The 16,004-nt window shown below is 62.0% G+C and carries 11 protein-coding genes; 4 read left to right on the top strand and 7 right to left on the bottom strand.

What is annotated here, in order from left to right:
- Positions 1 to 185: 185 nt before the first annotated feature.
- The 4 genes from PSEUDOMOFG3G_RS17680 to PSEUDOMOFG3G_RS17665 all read right to left on the bottom strand — a co-directional run bounded on the left by PSEUDOMOFG3G_RS17680 (position 186) and on the right by PSEUDOMOFG3G_RS17665 (position 5,266).
- Positions 186 to 1,856 (bottom strand): bifunctional protein-serine/threonine kinase/phosphatase, encoded by a 1,671-nt coding sequence (locus PSEUDOMOFG3G_RS17680; RefSeq protein ID WP_139050741.1) that lies wholly within the window; start codon positions 1,854 to 1,856, stop codon positions 186 to 188.
- Positions 1,857 to 1,865: 9 nt separating this feature from the next.
- Positions 1,866 to 3,077 carry a NarK/NasA family nitrate transporter gene (locus PSEUDOMOFG3G_RS17675; protein WP_047227151.1) on the bottom strand — a complete coding sequence of 404 codons (1,212 nt, stop codon included), beginning with the start codon at positions 3,075 to 3,077 and terminating at the stop codon, positions 1,866 to 1,868.
- A 387-nt stretch (positions 3,078 to 3,464) separates the two neighbouring features.
- Entirely contained in the window at positions 3,465 to 4,040 is a 576-nt protein-coding gene (locus PSEUDOMOFG3G_RS17670) for an ANTAR domain-containing response regulator (protein ID WP_025212689.1), read from the bottom strand.
- Positions 4,041 to 4,054: 14 nt separating this feature from the next.
- Entirely contained in the window at positions 4,055 to 5,266 is a 1,212-nt protein-coding gene (locus PSEUDOMOFG3G_RS17665) for a CmpA/NrtA family ABC transporter substrate-binding protein (protein ID WP_139050740.1), read from the bottom strand.
- 238 nt (positions 5,267 to 5,504) lie between these two features.
- On the opposite strand from PSEUDOMOFG3G_RS17665, the gene PSEUDOMOFG3G_RS17660 reads away from it, so the two are divergent.
- Positions 5,505 to 6,524 carry a quinone-dependent dihydroorotate dehydrogenase gene (locus tag PSEUDOMOFG3G_RS17660; RefSeq protein ID WP_139050739.1) on the top strand — a complete coding sequence of 340 codons (1,020 nt, stop codon included), beginning with the start codon at positions 5,505 to 5,507 and terminating at the stop codon, positions 6,522 to 6,524.
- A 306-nt stretch (positions 6,525 to 6,830) separates the two neighbouring features.
- On the opposite strand, the gene rmf is transcribed toward PSEUDOMOFG3G_RS17660, so the two are convergent.
- Positions 6,831 to 7,046, bottom strand: coding sequence for a ribosome modulation factor (gene rmf, locus PSEUDOMOFG3G_RS17655; RefSeq protein WP_003223300.1), 216 nt, complete (start codon positions 7,044 to 7,046; stop codon positions 6,831 to 6,833).
- A gap of 531 nt (positions 7,047 to 7,577) precedes the next feature.
- Between rmf and rlmKL the strand changes: the two genes are divergently transcribed.
- Both rlmKL and PSEUDOMOFG3G_RS17645 read left to right on the top strand, forming a co-directional pair.
- The gene (gene rlmKL, locus PSEUDOMOFG3G_RS17650) at positions 7,578 to 9,848 is read left to right on the top strand and encodes a bifunctional 23S rRNA (guanine(2069)-N(7))-methyltransferase RlmK/23S rRNA (guanine(2445)-N(2))-methyltransferase RlmL (RefSeq protein ID WP_139050738.1); all 2,271 of its coding nucleotides are present in this window, start codon (positions 7,578 to 7,580) and stop codon (positions 9,846 to 9,848) included.
- Between the two features lie 143 nt (positions 9,849 to 9,991).
- A complete protein-coding gene (locus tag PSEUDOMOFG3G_RS17645) occupies positions 9,992 to 12,376 on the top strand; it encodes a GGDEF domain-containing protein (RefSeq protein WP_139050737.1) in 2,385 nt (794 codons plus the stop codon).
- 125 nt (positions 12,377 to 12,501) lie between these two features.
- Here PSEUDOMOFG3G_RS17645 and dacB read toward each other — a convergent pair whose 3' ends face one another.
- Positions 12,502 to 13,968 carry a D-alanyl-D-alanine carboxypeptidase/D-alanyl-D-alanine-endopeptidase gene (gene dacB, locus PSEUDOMOFG3G_RS17640; RefSeq protein ID WP_076385650.1) on the bottom strand — a complete coding sequence of 489 codons (1,467 nt, stop codon included), beginning with the start codon at positions 13,966 to 13,968 and terminating at the stop codon, positions 12,502 to 12,504.
- A 231-nt stretch (positions 13,969 to 14,199) separates the two neighbouring features.
- Between dacB and PSEUDOMOFG3G_RS17635 the strand changes: the two genes are divergently transcribed.
- On the top strand, positions 14,200 to 14,544 hold the full coding sequence (locus tag PSEUDOMOFG3G_RS17635; RefSeq protein ID WP_047227158.1) for a YggL family protein: 345 nt from the start codon (positions 14,200 to 14,202) through the stop codon (positions 14,542 to 14,544).
- 159 nt (positions 14,545 to 14,703) lie between these two features.
- On the opposite strand, the gene PSEUDOMOFG3G_RS17630 is transcribed toward PSEUDOMOFG3G_RS17635, so the two are convergent.
- Positions 14,704 to 15,894, bottom strand: coding sequence for a benzoate/H(+) symporter BenE family transporter (locus PSEUDOMOFG3G_RS17630; protein WP_047227159.1), 1,191 nt, complete (start codon positions 15,892 to 15,894; stop codon positions 14,704 to 14,706).
- Positions 15,895 to 16,004 lie beyond the last annotated feature (110 nt).

The following is a 16,004-nucleotide window of genomic DNA, read 5'->3' as shown; positions in this document are numbered from 1 at the left end:
TGTGCGGATTGGAGCGGGATTTATTGCACCGAATCAAAGCGTGTTGCCCGGTAATGGAGCGTCCCGCAGGCGCAGTTGCAGGGACCATCAGGCCGCCATCGCGAGCAGGCTCGCTCCCACATTGGATCTGCGGTGGACACAAAACCTGTGGGAGCGAGCCTGCTCGCGATAGACGCGACTGGGTTTCAGCCATGAAACGCTAAATACAGCAGCACCAGATTCACCACCAAAGACACCAGCGCCAACGTGCGCCAGACCTTCAGCGGCTCCCTTTCCAGTAGCGGCCGAGGCCTGACGCTCAAGCTGCGCCGTTCGCCCTGTTCCAGCAGTAACAGCCATTCCTCGGCGGTTTCAAAGCGTTGCCCAGGATCCGCCGCCACGGCACGCTCCAGGCTTTGCCCAAGCCATTCGGCCAGGTCCGGTCGATAGCGATGGGCACTGACCGGTATGCCAAAGCGCGGTCGCTGGAACGCCTCGATTTCGCCGTAGGGATAGTGTCCGGTGAGCAGGAAATACAAAGTCACGCCGACCGCATACAAGTCTTGTTGCGCCGTCGGCGGCGCACCCCCGAAGGCTTCCGGGGCGATATAGCTGGGCGTGCCGGGCAGCACGTTGGCCTGGTCTTCGGACAATCCCGGGCAGTACGCCAGTCCGAAATCCAGCAAGCGCAGTTCCCCATCCTCGCCCAGGTGCAGGTTCTCCGGCTTGATATCGCGGTGAAAGATCTGTCTTCGATGCAACAGGCCCACCGCGTGCACCAGCCGCTGCGCCAGGTCCTGCCACTGGGGCAGAGGCAACGGGCCGCCCTGGTTGAACAGCTCGGCCAGGGTCTTGCCCGAATATTCCCGCATGACGTAGTACAAATGCTGACGCTGGGGAACGCCGTGGACTTCCGGAAACTGCCGCCCGGCGACCCGCCTGAGGAACCACTCTTCCGACAGCAACGACTGCCCGGCCTGAGTATCGTCCCGTAGATGCCCCGGCAAGGTTTTCAGCAACCACGGTTGGCCCTGGCCATCGTGTACCCGGTAGAGCAACGATTGCTGGCTCTGGCCGAGCAGGCTTTCGATCTGCCAGCCCTCGAACACTTGCCCCGGTTTCAATGCCGGGGGAAGGGGCCATTGCTGCAACTGGGCCAGCGCATCGCCAATGCTCGCTTCGCCCACCGCATCGACCCGCACCAGCAGTGCGCTGGCGTTGTCCTGGCTGCCGGCCAGGTGCGCAGCGTTGACCAGGGTTTGCGCGGCAATGTCCAGGTCCGGCTGGTCGCGAAGGATACCGGCGATGGCCGTGTCCCCCAGAACCGCCCAGACGCCATCGCTGAGCAGTACGAAGGTCTCGTCGGTGCGCAGTTCGCCATCGAGGAAGTCCAGGATCAGGTGCTGATCCAGCCCCAGGGCACGCTTGAGCACGTGCTGCATGCCCTGTTGTTCCCAGACGTGATCCTCACTGACCCGCTGCAGATGATTGTCGTGCCAGCGGTAGACCCGGCAATCGCCCACGTGGGCCAGGGTGAAGCGCCGGCCCCGCAGGACCAGCGCGCTGACGGTGGTGAGCAGCGGTTGCCCGCCCCCGTTGGCTTGCAGCCAGCGATTCTGGGCCAGTAACAGCCGGTCCAGCGCTTGGGCCACACCCCAGGTTTGCGGCGTGGAATAGTAGTCCAGGGCCAGGGCCTGCAAGGTCGAACGGGCGGCCAGCCCGCCATCGGCGCATTGGCTCACACCGTCGGCGATGGCGAACAGGTACCCCTTGCTCGCGGCCAGGGCCGGCGCCGGGGTCACCAGGCGCAGGGCGTCCTGGTTTTCTTCCCGAGGGCCAATGGCACTGGCTTCGGCAAAACTCAGTTGCAGGCTCATGGAGGCTATTTATACCCGAGCCGCGGTGACAGCGGCCGAACCCCAGGTGGTCCTCCAGCGACGCTTGACGCCGTACAGGCCGAACCAGGCCAGGACGCCGAGGCTGGCGAACAACCACAGTGCCAGTTGATAGCTGCCGGTGCTTTGCTTGATCGCGCCCATGCCTGCCGCCAGGGCGAAACCGCCGATGCCGCCGGCCATGCCGATCAATCCGGTCATCACGCCGATCTCGCGACGGAAGCGTTGTGGCACCAGTTGGAATACCGCGCCGTTGCCCGCACCCAAACCGAGCATGGTGCAGACGAACAAGGCCAGGGCCGCGTAGGAGCTTGGCAGGTTGAAGCCCACTGCCGCGATGCAGACAGCGGCCACGGTGTACATGCCCAACAGGGTGCGAATGCCACCGAAACGATCCGCCAGGGCGCCGCCCAGTGGACGCATCAGGCTGCCCCCGAAGACGCAAGCGGCGGTGTAGTAACCGGCGGTCACCGGGCTCAGGCCGTACTGGTCGTTGAAGTAGCCGGGCAGTGCGCTGGCCAGGCCGATGAAGCCGCCGAAGGTCACACTGTAGAAGAACATGAACCACCAGCTGTCCCGGTCGCCCAGGGCCTTGAGGTAGTCGCCCATGGATTTGGCTTTTGGTCGCTCGGGAGCGTTCTTGGCCAGCCAGGCAAAGAGGATCAGGGTCACGATCAGCGGGATCAGCGCGAAACCGAACACGTTGCTCCAGCCGAATGCCACCGCCATCACCGGGGCGATCAGCGCAGCCAGTACGGTGCCCGAGTTACCAGCGCCGGCAATGCCCATGGCCTTGCCCTGGTGCTGTGGCGGATACCACTGGGAGGCCAGCGGCAGGGCCACGGCGAATGAAGCACCGGCCACGCCGAGGAACAGTCCCAGCAGCAAGGCTTGTTCGTAGCTGTGGATGCCCAGTTTCCAGGCACAGAACAGTGCACCGATCACAATCACCTGACCGACCATACCGGCGGTTTTCGGTGAAATCCGGTCGGCGAGCAGGCCCATGAACAAGCGCAGCACGGCACCGGCCAGGATCGGCGTAGCCACCATCAGGCCGCGTTGCTGGGTGGTCAGGTGCAGGTCGGCAGAGATCTGCACCGCCAGTGGACCGAGCAGGTACCAGACCATGAAACTCAGGTCGAAATAGAGGAAGGCCGCGAACAGTGTCGGGGTGTGGCCGGATTTCCAGAAGCTTGAATTCATCGCGCACCTCAGCTGTAAAAGTCTCGAGAAATGAGTCAGTGCCTTGAAGCAGTGCGCCGCCTGTGGCTGCACCACCGACCCCGGACTGTGGGATCAAAACAAAAAAACGCCGCAACCCGAATCGCCAGGGGGCGAGGAGGGTGTGCGACGTCTTTGTCGTAGGTGGGGCAACCGCCGTTGGTTACCTGTGGCTTTGCTAAAGCGAGAACTGTGCCAACAGGGGAGCAGTGTGAGACCTATCGCGAGCAGGCTCGCTCCCACAGTGGATCTTCAGTGGCCATGAAACCTGTGGGAGCGGGCCTGCTCCCACATTGGAGTTCCAGTGGCCACAGGATCTGTGGGAGCGAGCCTGCTCGCGATAGCGCCGGGCCAGGCGCTGCAAGGCTTTCAGCCGAGCAGCTCATTCATCGCAATGATCTGCTCGGCCACCTGGATCAGCTTCTGCTGGCGACTCATGGCCTGGCGGCGCATCAGGGTGTAGGCCTGTTCTTCGTTGCATTCTTTCATCTTCATCAGCATGCCCTTGGCCAGTTCGATGCGTTTGCGTTCGGCCAGTTGCTGGTCCCGGGCCAGAAGCTGGGCGCGCAGGGCCTGGTCGCTTTCGAAGCGCGCCATGGCCACGTCGAGGATCGGTTGCAGGCGCGCGGCGTGGATGCCTTCGACGATGTAGGCGCTCACGCCCGATTTGATCGCCTGGCGCATTACATCCGGGTCGTGCTCGTCGGTAAACATGACGATCGGTCGTGGCTGGTCGCGGCTGACCAGCACCACTTGCTCCATGACATCGCGTCCGGGTGACTCGGTATCGATCAGGATCACGTCCGGACGCACTGTTTCGACGCGTGCCGGCAGGTCGATGGTCAATCCGGATTCATCGATGACTTCGAACCCGGCCTCAATCAGGGCCGCTTTGAGACGGCCGACTTTTTTCGCGGTGTCGTTGATCAGCAGGATACGCAGCATGGTCGTGGCTCCTGTCAGCGGCTGGCGAAGAGGGGAGCCGCATCGCTCAAAGCGTGCAGTTTGAAGCTTTTGGCATAAGCGGCCGGATCCGAGCCGTCCCAGATGGTGCCGTCGATCAATTGGCTGCTGCGCATGTCCTGGCGGGGGGCGGCGATGTCCAGTGCCGCGCAGGCTTGACGGTAGAGCGTGAGTTGCTGGACTTGCCGCGCCACGGCCAGGTAATCCGGGTCTTCGCGCAACAGGCCCCAGCGGCGGAACTGGGTCATGAACCACATGCCATCGGACAGGTAGGGCAGGTTCACTTCGCCGTTGCCGTGGAAACGCATCGCGTGAGGGTCCTGCCAGCTGTTGCCCAGCCCGTCGGCGTAAATCCCTAACAGGCGCGGCTCGATGCAATCCAGCGGCGCGTCCAGGTATTCGGGGGCACTCAATAGTTGTGCGGTGCTGCGGCGGTTCTCGGTGCTTTGCTCAATGAAGCGACTGGCTTGCAGGATCGCCATCACCAGTGCGCGGGCGGTATTGGGGTATTGCTCGACGAATGCACGGGTGCAGCCGAGGACTTTTTCCGGGTGATCGGGCCAGATGGTTTGAGTCGTCGCCAGGGTGAAGCCCAGGTTCTGTTTGACCGCACTGGCGCACCACGGCTCGCCCACGCAGAACCCGTCGATCCGTCCGGCCTGCAGGTGGGCGATCATTTGCGGCGGCGGTACCACCACGCTGTCGACATCCGACAGCGGATGGATGCCTTGAGCGGCGAGCCAGTAATAGAGCCACATGGCGTGGGTGCCAGTGGGGAAGGTCTGGGCGAAAGTCAGTTTCGGGCGAGTTTGGTGCACATGTTGTTCCAGTGCCTCAGGACTGGTCACGCCTTGGGCCTGCAAGCCATGGGAAAGGTTGATGCTCTGGCCGTTCTGGTTCAGCCCCATCAACACCGCCATGTCGGTCGGCGCGACCCCGCCGATGCCCAGGTGCACCGCGTAGATCAGGCCATACAGGCTGTGGGCGGCATCGATTTCACCACTGACCAGCTTGTCCCGCAGGTTGGCCCAGGACGCTTGGCGCTTGAGGTTCAAAGTCAGCCCGTAAGGCTGGGCGAAGCCCTGGGTGGCGGCCACCACCAGCGGCGCGCAGTCGCTCAAGGCCATGAAGCCAAGATTGATCGCGCTCTTTTCCGGGGCATCGCTGCCATTGACCCAGGCCAGGGGGTTGGCTGGAATTTCATTCATCGCGCATCACCTTTCCACAAAAAAAGGCGCCGTATCCGGACGCTTGCAAGGCCGGATGACGACGCCGTTGTCCTTCAAATACAGTGTGGCACTCATTCCGTCGTTGGCATGGGTGCCGATGAACGCAAGTGGTGCAAGGCATATGCCATCGCCGCTGTTTTGTGCAGGCGCCTCGCGTGCATCGTCGTAGCCCGGCTATAATCGCCGCCTCATTTCGTCGCCCGAGTCCAAGCCGCCCATGTACACCCTGGCCCGTGAACTGCTGTTCAAACTTTCCCCGGAAACCTCCCACGATCTGTCCCTGGACCTGATCGGTGCGGGTGGACGTTTGGGCCTCAATGGTCTGCTGTGCAAGGCGCCGGCTAAATTGCCGGTGAATGTGATGGGGCTTGAGTTCCCCAACCCGGTCGGGCTGGCGGCGGGCCTGGACAAGAATGGCGCGGCCATCGACGGTTTTGCCCAGTTGGGGTTCGGTTTCGTCGAAATCGGCACCGTCACCCCGCGTGCCCAGCCGGGCAACCCAAAGCCACGGATTTTCCGCCTGCCGCAAGCCGAGGCGATCATCAACCGCATGGGCTTTAACAACCTGGGCGTCGACCATTTGCTGGGGCGTGTGGCTGCCGCCAAGTACAAGGGCGTGCTGGGCATCAACATCGGCAAGAACTTCGATACACCGGTGGAGCGCGCGGTCGACGATTATCTGATCTGCCTGGACAAGGTCTACGCCCACGCCAGTTATGTGACCGTCAACGTCAGTTCCCCGAACACTCCGGGGCTGCGCAGCCTGCAATTCGGTGATTCGCTCAAGCAACTGCTGGCCGACCTGGCCCGACGTCGCGCCGAATTGGCGGTGATCCATGGTAAGCATGTGCCACTGGCCATCAAGATCGCACCAGACATGACCGACGAAGAGACCTCACAGGTGGCCCAGGCCCTGATCGACACTGGAATGGACGCGGTGATTGCCACCAACACGACGCTGGGTCGCGAAGGTGTCGAGGGGGTGGAACACGCTGACGAGGCGGGCGGGCTGTCCGGTGCGCCGGTGCGGGACAAGAGCACCCACACTGTGAAGGTGCTGGCCGCGGAACTGGCGGGGCGCTTGCCGATCATCGCGGCGGGTGGCATCACCGAGGGCAAGCATGCTGCCGAAAAAATCAGCGCAGGCGCGAGTCTGGTGCAGATTTATTCAGGCTTTATCTATAAGGGGCCGGCGTTGATTCGGGAATCGGTGGATGCGATTGCTGCACTGCGTTGATTCTCAAGGTGCAACGCGATTCAACTGTGGCGAGGGGATTATCCCCGCTGGGGCGCGAAGCGGCCCCAAACAGCTCACTCGTTAAACCTGACACTCTGAGGGCTGCTGCGCAGCCCAGCGGGGATAAATCCCCCTCGCCACAACTGTATTCACAGCCCGGCTTTTTGCAGTGTTCATGAAACCCAGGCATTAAAAAGGGCTCCTCGAAGGAGCCCCCTGGGCCGAAGCCCGCCGTCCGGATGGGACGTGCGTGGTTAAATCGATGTGAGTATCAAATTGTCGAGTTCTTGAGTGTTAAGCCCTGTGTCAGCCGACGGCGTGAAGTTCGTTGAGTCTATGGATACCCGCAGTGCCGGTCATACCGTCCCAGTTGTCGCCGCGTCCTTCTCGCCAGCCATTGATCCAGGCTTGACGTACCGACGGTAGAGTAAAGGGGCAAAGCTCACGGGATTTACCACCAACGCCATATTGGTAACCGCGTAAAAATGCTCTTTCCAACGGATCACGCTTAAGTCTTCTCATAGGGTGTTGCCCTCACTTGTTGACTGTTGCTTAGCGTCGACCTCTATTGAGGCCGGGGCAGAATCATTCTGCCGTTGGTGGCTCGTTGCCGGCGTGACGAGCCGAGGTGTTGACGCCGTTGCGACGTCAACCTGTGTTGAGTTCTAACCAAAGCGTCACATGGATGGAATGATCGTTTTGTCATAAGCACGTAACAATAAAGATGTTAGGGCGATAAGTAACATGATGTTCGTCACCCGCTTTCAGGCAAGACCCCTGTATGATCGGCCCTGCATCGAAGGGTGCAGCCCTCAGGCGAATGAGAATGTCCCCCCGTTGCACTCGGGTACTATTCGACGAAAGGGTCGAGTTTTCACAATTTGTTGCACAGAATTTTTTATCTGCCCTCGCCTCTAAGCTCTTTTAACCTGAGCGGCGAGGGCGGCACGGCACACTTTCGTGCCACACGGGTGCTCTTGAGAAAAGCACCTGATTGAACCCGGCCCGGCAATGCGTTGCCCGGTCCACTTAGCCAAAGGCTCTGGAAATCCCATGTCCGATCGTTTCGAACTCTTCCTCACTTGCCCCAAAGGTCTTGAAGGCCTGCTGATCGAGGAAGCCGTCGGGCTTGGCCTTGAAGAGGCGCGTGAGCACACCTCGGCCGTGCGCGGCATGGCCGACATGGAAACGGCTTATCGCCTGTGCCTGTGGTCGCGCCTGGCCAACCGCGTATTGCTGGTGCTCAAGCGCTTCCCGATGAAGGATGCCGAAGACTTGTACCACGGCGTGCTGGATGTGGATTGGCAAGACCACATGCTCGCCGATGGCACCCTGGCGGTGGAGTTCAGCGGCCACGGCTCGGGTATCGACAACACCCACTTCGGCGCCTTGAAGGTCAAGGACGCCATTGTCGACAAGCTGCGTACCCCGACAGGCGAGCGGCCATCCATCGACAAGCTCAACCCGGACCTGCGCATCCACCTGCGCCTGGACCGCGGCGAAGCGATCCTTTCCCTGGACCTTTCTGGCCACAGCCTGCACCAGCGCGGCTATCGCCTGCAGCAAGGCGCCGCGCCCCTGAAAGAAAACCTCGCCGCGGCCATCCTGATCCGTGCCGGCTGGCCGCGTATTGCCGCTGAAGGCGGGGCGTTGGCTGACCCGATGTGCGGCGTCGGTACCTTCCTGGTGGAAGCCGGCATGATCGCCGCCGACATGGCGCCGAACCTGCGTCGCCAGCAGTGGGGTTTTACCGCCTGGCTCGGCCATGTGCCGGCGTTGTGGAAGAAGCTCCACGAAGAAGCCACCGAGCGTGCCGCTGCCGGCCTGGCCAAGCCACCATTGTGGATTCGCGGCTACGAAGCCGACCCACGGCTGATCCAGCCGGGCCGCAACAACGTTGAGCGGGCGGGCCTGAGCGAGTGGATCAAGATTTATCAGGGGGAAGTCGCCACGTTCGAACCCCGCCCGGACCAGAACCAGAAAGGCCTGGTGATCTGCAACCCGCCGTACGGCGAGCGTCTGGGCGACGAAGCCAGCTTGCTCTATCTCTATCAGAACCTCGGCGAGCGCCTGCGCCAGGCCTGCCTGAACTGGGAGGCCGCAGTGTTCACCGGCGCGCCGGACCTGGGCAAGCGCATGGGCATTCGCAGTCACAAGCAGTATTCGTTCTGGAACGGCGCCTTGCCGTGCAAATTGCTGCTGATCAAGGTACTGCCCGATCAGTTCGTCACCGGCGAGCGTCGTACCCCGGAACAGCGCCAGGCCGAGCGTGAGCTGGCTGAGTACGATCAGGCGCCGGAAGTACCGCAAGAGCGCCAGTACAACAAGAACGGTAACCCGATCAAGCCGGCTCCGGCTCCGGCTCCTGTGGTCGAGCAGGCCCGTTTGAGCGAAGGCGGGCAGATGTTCGCCAATCGCCTGCAAAAAAACCTCAAGCTGCTGAGTAAATGGGCCAAGCGTGAAGGCGTGGACTGCTACCGGGTCTACGATGCCGACATGCCGGAATACTCCATGGCCATCGACCTGTACCACGATTGGGTTCACGTCCAGGAATACGTCGCGCCAAAATCCATCGACCCGGAAAAGGCCTCGGCCCGGCTGTTCGACGCCCTGGCGGCGATTCCCCAGGCACTGAACGTCGACAAGAGCCGAGTGGTGATCAAGCGTCGCGAGCGGCAGAGCGGCACCAAGCAGTACGAGCGCCAGAGCACCCAAGGCAAGTTCACCGAGGTCAACGAAGGCGGCGTGAAGCTGCTGGTCAACCTCACCGACTACCTGGACACTGGGCTGTTTCTCGACCACCGGCCGATGCGCCTGCGGATCCAGAAAGAGGCGGCCGGCAAGCGCTTCCTCAATCTGTTCTGCTACACCGCGACCGCCAGTGTCCACGCTGCCAAGGGCGGTGCGCGCAGCACCACCAGTGTCGACCTGTCGAAAACCTACCTGGACTGGGCGCGGCGCAACCTGTCGCTCAATGGTTTTTCGGACAAGAACCGCTTGGAGCAGGGCGACGTGATGGCTTGGCTTGAAGCCAGTCGTGACGAATACGACCTGATCTTCATCGATCCGCCGACTTTCTCCAATTCCAAGCGCATGGAAGGGGTGTTCGATGTGCAGCGCGACCACGTCCAACTGCTGGACTTGGCCATGGCCCGCCTGGCGCCGGGTGGTGTGCTGTACTTCTCCAACAACTTCCGCAAGTTCCAGCTCGAGGACAATCTGGCGGAGCGTTACGCGGTGGAGGAAATCACCGCCAAGACCATCGATCCGGATTTTGCCCGCAATGGCAAGATTCACCGTGCCTGGAAGATCATGGCCCGCTGACCTGTAGCCGATTGGATCCATGGAAGCCTTGAAACTCAAGGCTTCCAGGCGTTTTTGTGCTGGTCAAAGTGATGGCTAATAGCTATAACTTAAGCCTGTGGACAGGGCAGTACCTACTGCCTGCCCCTTTCTGAGTTGTATTTATGGCATTGCATCAGGTACGCCCCAGAATCCTGGGTTTTATCAGCGAAGATGTGTCGGCCTGGCTGGTGGCTTCGCTGGTGCTGCTGGCCGGTGCGTTCCTGACCGGTTTGTTGACCTGGGCGATGGCCAATCTGTTTGACCAGCAATTGCGCCAGCGCTTTGAACTGCAAGCCGATGAACGCTTTAGCCGCATCGAGGAACGTTTTCAGGACCAGGAGCAACGTCTCGACAGCCTGAGGCGTTTCTTTGCCAACTCGGCCGGGGTTTCCGAGAGAGAATTCCATGGCTATGCCGAAGCGTTGCTGCGGCGCACCCAGGCGTTCGCCTGGGCGCCTCGGGTGCTGCGCGACGAACGATCATCGTTCGAACAACAAGCCCGCACAGAGGGGGGCGATACGTTTTCCATCCGTGAGCCTGACGACTCCGGTGGCTTGCGTCTGGCCGCCGAACGGGACGAATACGTGCCGGTGTTGTACCTCCAGAATCAACCTTCCTTCAAGGCTCCACGGGGCTTGGACCTGCTCGCCCATCCCTTGCGCCGTGCCACCCTTGAGCGCGCTCGCCACCGGGAGACCATAGTGGTATCGCAACCTTTGGACCTGGCGGGAGAGGCCGCCACCGCCACCCGCGGGGTGTTGCTGGTCGCGCCGGTCTCCAAGGCGTGGTCCAAGGAACCTTTCGGTTACGTCGTGGCTGCCGTCAGCATGCGCCAACTGGTGGGTGATGGCCTGCCGGCGCCCGGTCAGGACAACCTTTCGATGCGGGTCATGGACCTGTCCACGGACGATCGGGAGGAAGTGCTGTTCGAGTCACTCGATCCACCGGGCGAAAGTGACTTGTCGGCGACCCGCCTGTTGCGCCTGGCCGATCGTGACTATCGGATAGAGTTGCGGCCCAGTCACATGTTCCTGTCCACCAACCCTTCCTCGGTGGCCAGTCTGGTGGTATTGGGGGGCTTGCTCAGCCTGCTCCTCAGTGCGCTGCTGTATGTGCTGGTCAGCCAGCGACAGCGGGCCCTGCAGTTGGTCGAGCTGCGGACCCGAGAGCTGCGCGAGCGTGAGCAGGAACTGCGGGGCACTCATGGTCAGTTGCGTGGTGTGCTGAATGCCGCGACCCAGGTTGCGATCATCGCCACGGATCTTCGCGGGGTGATCACCACGTTCAATGCGGGCGCCGAGCAGATGCTTGGCTACGACAGCGGCGAGGTTCTGCACTGCATGACCCTCGAAAGCCTTCACTTGCCGCGCGAGCTCCAGGCCCGGGCCGTACAACTTGCTGCGCGTTATGGCAAACCGATCCCCACGTGCCACGCAATGTTGGTCGAGGGCGGCGAACAGGGTGGCCAACAGGCCCGGGAATGGACCCTGGTGCGCCGCGATGGCAGCCATCTGACCGTGAACATGCTGGCGACACCGATGCTCGATGATCAGGGGCTGTGGGTCGGGCATCTGGCGATCTGCATCGACATCACCGAACGCAAGCGCGTTCACGAGGCCCTGGCCGCCCGGGACCTGTTGCTGAAAAAGCTCAGTGCCCACGTGCCTGGGGGCATCTACCAGTTCAAGATGGATTTCAATGGGCGTTTCAGCGTGATTTATGCCAGTGATGGCATTCGCGATATCTATGAACTGGAGCCCGAGACACTGGTGCGCAACGCCGAATCGATTTTCTCGCGCATCCATCCGCTGGACAGTGCGCGCGTGCGCAGATCGATCCGCACTTCGGCCGACACCCTGAGCCCATGGCGCGAGGAGTATCGCCTGCAGCTGCCGCAGCGGGGGTTGCGTTGGGTGCGCGGCGAGGCCACGCCTGAGGAGCTGCCAGGCGGCGGAGTGTTGTGGCACGGTTATATTTCCGACATTTCCGATCTCAAGCGGGTGGAGGAGGAACTGCGAGCCTTGTCAGTGACCGACGCCCTGACAGGTATTCGCAACCGGCGCTATTTCCAGGAGCGCCTGACCACGGAGATGGCGCGGGTGGAACGGGGTACCGGGGAACTGGCGGTCATCATGCTCGACATCGATCACTTCAAGCGCATCAACGATCAGCATGGTCATGCAGTGGGTGATCGGGTGTTGCAGGCGGTTTGCCAGCGCATCACCCAGCGGCTGCGACGGACCGACGTGTTCTGTCGGCTGGGCGGTGAAGAGTTCGTGGTGTTATGCCCGGACACCGACGGCGAAAGTGCCCACGCCTTGGCCACGGGGTTGTGGGAAGGGCTGCGCAGCGCGCCGATCGAGGACGTGGGCGTCATCACGGCCAGTTTCGGTATCGCCACCTGGCGCGTGGGGGAGGGGGCGGATGCGCTGCTGTTGCGGGCCGACTCGGGGGTGTACGCGGCCAAGCAGGCCGGACGGGATCGGGTTGAGGTGCAGTTGGGGTAGGCGTTCGCGCCGGTGATCGATGTGGGAGCGAGCCTGCTCGCGATAACGGTGTGCCATTCAACATCGCTGTTCACTGGCTGACGCATCGCGAGCAGGCTCGCTCCCACATTCAATTTGGTACGGGTTTAGAGCACCGAAGCCGTCTGCGGCAGTTTCGGCTGGCGGTACAGGTCCAGCAGCACCTGGTCCAGCACCGACGAAGCGCCCCATGGCCGCGGATCGTTGAGAATCGCCACGACGGCCCAGGTGTTGCCGTTGATGTCACGGCTGTAGCCCGCGATGGCGCGAACGGTGTTCAGGGTGCCGGTCTTGACGTGCGCTTCGCCGGCCATGGCGGTGGTCTTGAGACGTTTGCGCATGGTGCCGTCGGTGCCGGCGATGGGCATCGAACTGATGAATTCGGCGGAGTACGGGCTGCGCCACGCGGCTTGCAGCATTGCCGCCATTTCCCGGGCACTCACCCTTTCGGCGCGGGACAGGCCGGAGCCGTTTTCCATGACCAGGTGCGGCGCGGTGATGCCTTTCCTGGCCAGCCACTGGCGTACCACCCGCTGTGCCGCTTTGGCGTCGTCACCGTCGGCTTCGTTGCGGAACTCTGCGCCCAGGCTCAGGAATAATTGCTGGGCCATGGTGTTGTTACTGTATTTGTTGATGTCGCGAATGATCTCCGCCAGGTCCGGCGAGAACGCCCGGGCCAGCACCTTGGCGCTGCTCGGGGTCGCCGCCAGGCGATCCTTGCCCTGAATGCTGCCGCCCAGTTCCTTCCAGATCGCCCGCACCGCTCCGGCGGTGTAGGTGGGGTGGTCCAGCAGCGCCAGGTAAGTCTGGGAGCTGCAACCGTCACCGAGCTGGCCGCCGACGGTCACGGTCACGCTGCCGTCTGCCTGGGGCACCGGGTTGTAGCGCACGCCACCGGTGCATTGCTTGGAGTTGAGTGCCTTGACCTGGTTTTCGATGCGAATGCTGGCAATCGGCGGCTCCACCGACACCAGCACCCGGCCGGCGTCATTGCGGGCGACAAAACGCAGGGCCTTGAGGTTGACCAGCAAGGAGTCGGGCTTGACCAGGAACGGTTTGTTCTTGTCGTTGCCGTCGTCGTTGAATTCAGGCAACTGCGGTTTGATGAAGAAACCACGGTCCAGCACCAGGTCCCCGGTCACCTGTTGCACGCCGTTGGCCCGCAGGTCGCGCATCAGCAGCCAGAGTTTTTCCATGTTCAGCTTGGGGTCGCCGCCACCCTTGAGGTACAGGTTGCCGTTGAGAATCCCGCCGCTGAGGGTGCCGTCGGTGTAGAACTCGGTTTTCCACTGGTGATTGGGCCCCAGCATCTCCAGGGCGGCATAGGTGGTCACCAGCTTCATGGTGGAGGCCGGGTTCACCGAGACGTCGGCGTTGTACAGGGTCGGGGTGCCAGGGCCGTTGAGCGGGATCATCACCAGGGACAAGGCGTTGTTTTGCAGCTTGCTGTTCTTGAGGGCCTTTTGCACATTGGGCGTCAGGGCCGTGTTGATAGTGGCGGCGCTGGTGGATGCGGGCAGGGCCAGGGGAAGAAGAAGGCTGGCCAAAAGCAGTGGACGCAAAGATCTGATCATTTGAAATAAAACCCTACGGGCGAGGGGGAAAAAACGAGGGCATGAAAATGAACGCCCTCAACGTCATGAAAGTGTCGGCATTATGCCCCAAGGTGCAACGGCTTGTGCCGTGCCTGAGCCCTTCAGGGCGCTATTTTTTACCGACGGTAGGCCCACACACCCGATCAGGCGGGCAAACAGTGCACCAAACTGGTAGAGTGCCGGCCGTTATTACTTATGAGGATTGTTCCAATGGCGACTAACCGTTCCCAGCGTCTGCGCAAAAAACTGTGCGTGGATGAATTTCAAGAGCTGGGTTTCGAACTGAACCTGGATTTCAAAGAAGATCTGGCCGATGAGGCCGTTGACGCTTTCCTCGACGCTTTCCTGAAAGAAGCCATGGAAGCCAATGGCCTGGGCTATGTTGGCGGCGACGACTACGGTCTGGTTTGCCTGCAGAAGCGTGGCTCGGTATCCGAAGAGCAGCGTGCGGCCGTTGAAGCCTGGCTCAAGGCGCGTCCTGAGCTGACCAGCGTTGAAGTCAGCCCGCTGATGGACGTCTGGTACCCGGAAAAGCCGATCAATCCGGTCGCTTGATGGTCTGAAACCGGCAGCCCGTTTGGGTGCCGGTTTTTTTGTGCCTGTCGGTTGGGTAGGTGTTGCCCTTCAGGCTGCCATCGCGAGCAGGCTCGCTCCCACAGGATTGTTGTGAACGACACAGATCCTTCTGTGGGAGCGAGCCTGCTCGCGATGCCTTCAGGCGTTACGCCAGTTCAGGATCACTAAGGTCAACACCCCCGCCACAATCCCCCAGAACGCCGAGCCGATGGAAAACAGCGTCAACCCCGATGCCGTGACCATGAAGGTGATCAGTGCCGCTTCCCGTTCCCGGGCTTCGCTCATGGCGATGCTCAAGCCATTGATGATTGAGCCGAACAGCGCCAGCGCCGCGATGGACAGTACCAACTCCTTGGGCAGCGCCGCGAACAACGCCGCCAGTGTCGCGCCGAACACCCCGGCAAGCCCATAGAAAACCCCGCACCAGACTGCTGCCGTATAGCGTTTGTTACGATCCTCATGGGCGTGGGGCCCAGTGCAGATGGCCGCGCTGATGGCCGCCAGGTTAATGCCGTGGGAACCGAACGGCGCCAGCAGCAGCGAGGCGATGCCGGTGCTGGTGATCAGCGGCGAGGCCGGTACGTTGTAACCGTCGGCCCGCAGCACCGCGATGCCAGGCATGTTTTGCGAGGTCATCGCCACCACGAACAATGGAATGCCGATGCTGATGGTGGCCGCCAGGGAGAAGTGCGGCGTGGTCCATACCGGTGTGGCCACTTCCAGGGCAAAGCCGCTGAAGTCCAGCAGCCCCATCAAGCCTGACAGAGCTGTACCGATCAGCAGCGCAGCCAGCACTGCGTAGCGCGGCGACAGGCGCTTGACGATCAGGTAGGTGAAAAACATCCCCAGCACCAGACCGGTTCGATGCTGGGCGGCGACGAAAATCTCGCTGCCGATCTTGAACAGGATCCCCGCCAGCAACGCCGCCGCCAGCGAGGCCGGAATGCGCTTGACCAGGCGCTCGAAGCTGCCGGTCAGGCCACAGATCGTTACCAGCACCGCGCAGGTGATGTAGGCGCCGATGGCCTCGCCATAACTGACCCCGCCCAGGCTGGTGATCAGCAGCGCCGCGCCGGGTGTCGACCAGGCGATGGTGATCGGTGTGCGATACCGCAACGACAGGCCAATGGAGCACACGGCCATGCCGATGGAAATCGCCCAGATCCACGAAGAAATCTGCCCGCTGGTCAGCCCTGCCGCCTGTCCGGCCTGGAACATCAACACCAGCGAACTGGTGTAGCCGGTCATCATGGCGATGAAACCGGCGACGATCGCCGATGGCGATGTATCGGCCAACGGACGAAGTGGCGTGGTCGTGACTTCGGTCATGGTGGGCGGTGGTCCTTGTTGTAAATTGCAGGAGGGCGGGGGCCACAGATTCGGGGTTTAAGCCTAAACTCAACTCCGTTGCCAATTGCAATACAGCCACGTCCGTAAAC

Source organism: Pseudomonas sp. FG-3G, assembly GCF_901007645.1.
Lineage (GTDB): Bacteria > Pseudomonadota > Gammaproteobacteria > Pseudomonadales > Pseudomonadaceae > Aquipseudomonas > Aquipseudomonas rhizophila.
This window is presented reverse-complemented; position numbering and strand designations above follow the sequence as displayed.

Excerpts from the sequence above, each read along its gene's own strand:
- PSEUDOMOFG3G_RS17630 (WP_047227159.1), bottom strand. The coding sequence starts at position 15,894 with ATGACCGAAGTCACGACCACGCCACTTCGTCCGTTGGCCGATACATCG.
- PSEUDOMOFG3G_RS17675 (WP_047227151.1), bottom strand. The coding sequence starts at position 3,077 with ATGAATTCAAGCTTCTGGAAATCCGGCCACACCCCGACACTGTTCGCG.
- PSEUDOMOFG3G_RS17645 (WP_139050737.1), top strand. The coding sequence starts at position 9,992 with ATGGCATTGCATCAGGTACGCCCCAGAATCCTGGGTTTTATCAGCGAA.
- PSEUDOMOFG3G_RS17635 (WP_047227158.1), top strand. The coding sequence starts at position 14,200 with ATGGCGACTAACCGTTCCCAGCGTCTGCGCAAAAAACTGTGCGTGGAT.
- PSEUDOMOFG3G_RS17660 (WP_139050739.1), top strand. The coding sequence starts at position 5,505 with ATGTACACCCTGGCCCGTGAACTGCTGTTCAAACTTTCCCCGGAAACC.
- rlmKL (WP_139050738.1), top strand. The coding sequence starts at position 7,578 with ATGTCCGATCGTTTCGAACTCTTCCTCACTTGCCCCAAAGGTCTTGAA.
- PSEUDOMOFG3G_RS17680 (WP_139050741.1), bottom strand. The coding sequence starts at position 1,856 with ATGAGCCTGCAACTGAGTTTTGCCGAAGCCAGTGCCATTGGCCCTCGG.
- PSEUDOMOFG3G_RS17670 (WP_025212689.1), bottom strand. The coding sequence starts at position 4,040 with ATGCTGCGTATCCTGCTGATCAACGACACCGCGAAAAAAGTCGGCCGT.
- PSEUDOMOFG3G_RS17665 (WP_139050740.1), bottom strand. The coding sequence starts at position 5,266 with ATGAATGAAATTCCAGCCAACCCCCTGGCCTGGGTCAATGGCAGCGAT.
- rmf (WP_003223300.1), bottom strand. The coding sequence starts at position 7,046 with ATGAGAAGACTTAAGCGTGATCCGTTGGAAAGAGCATTTTTACGCGGT.
- dacB (WP_076385650.1), bottom strand. The coding sequence starts at position 13,968 with ATGATCAGATCTTTGCGTCCACTGCTTTTGGCCAGCCTTCTTCTTCCC.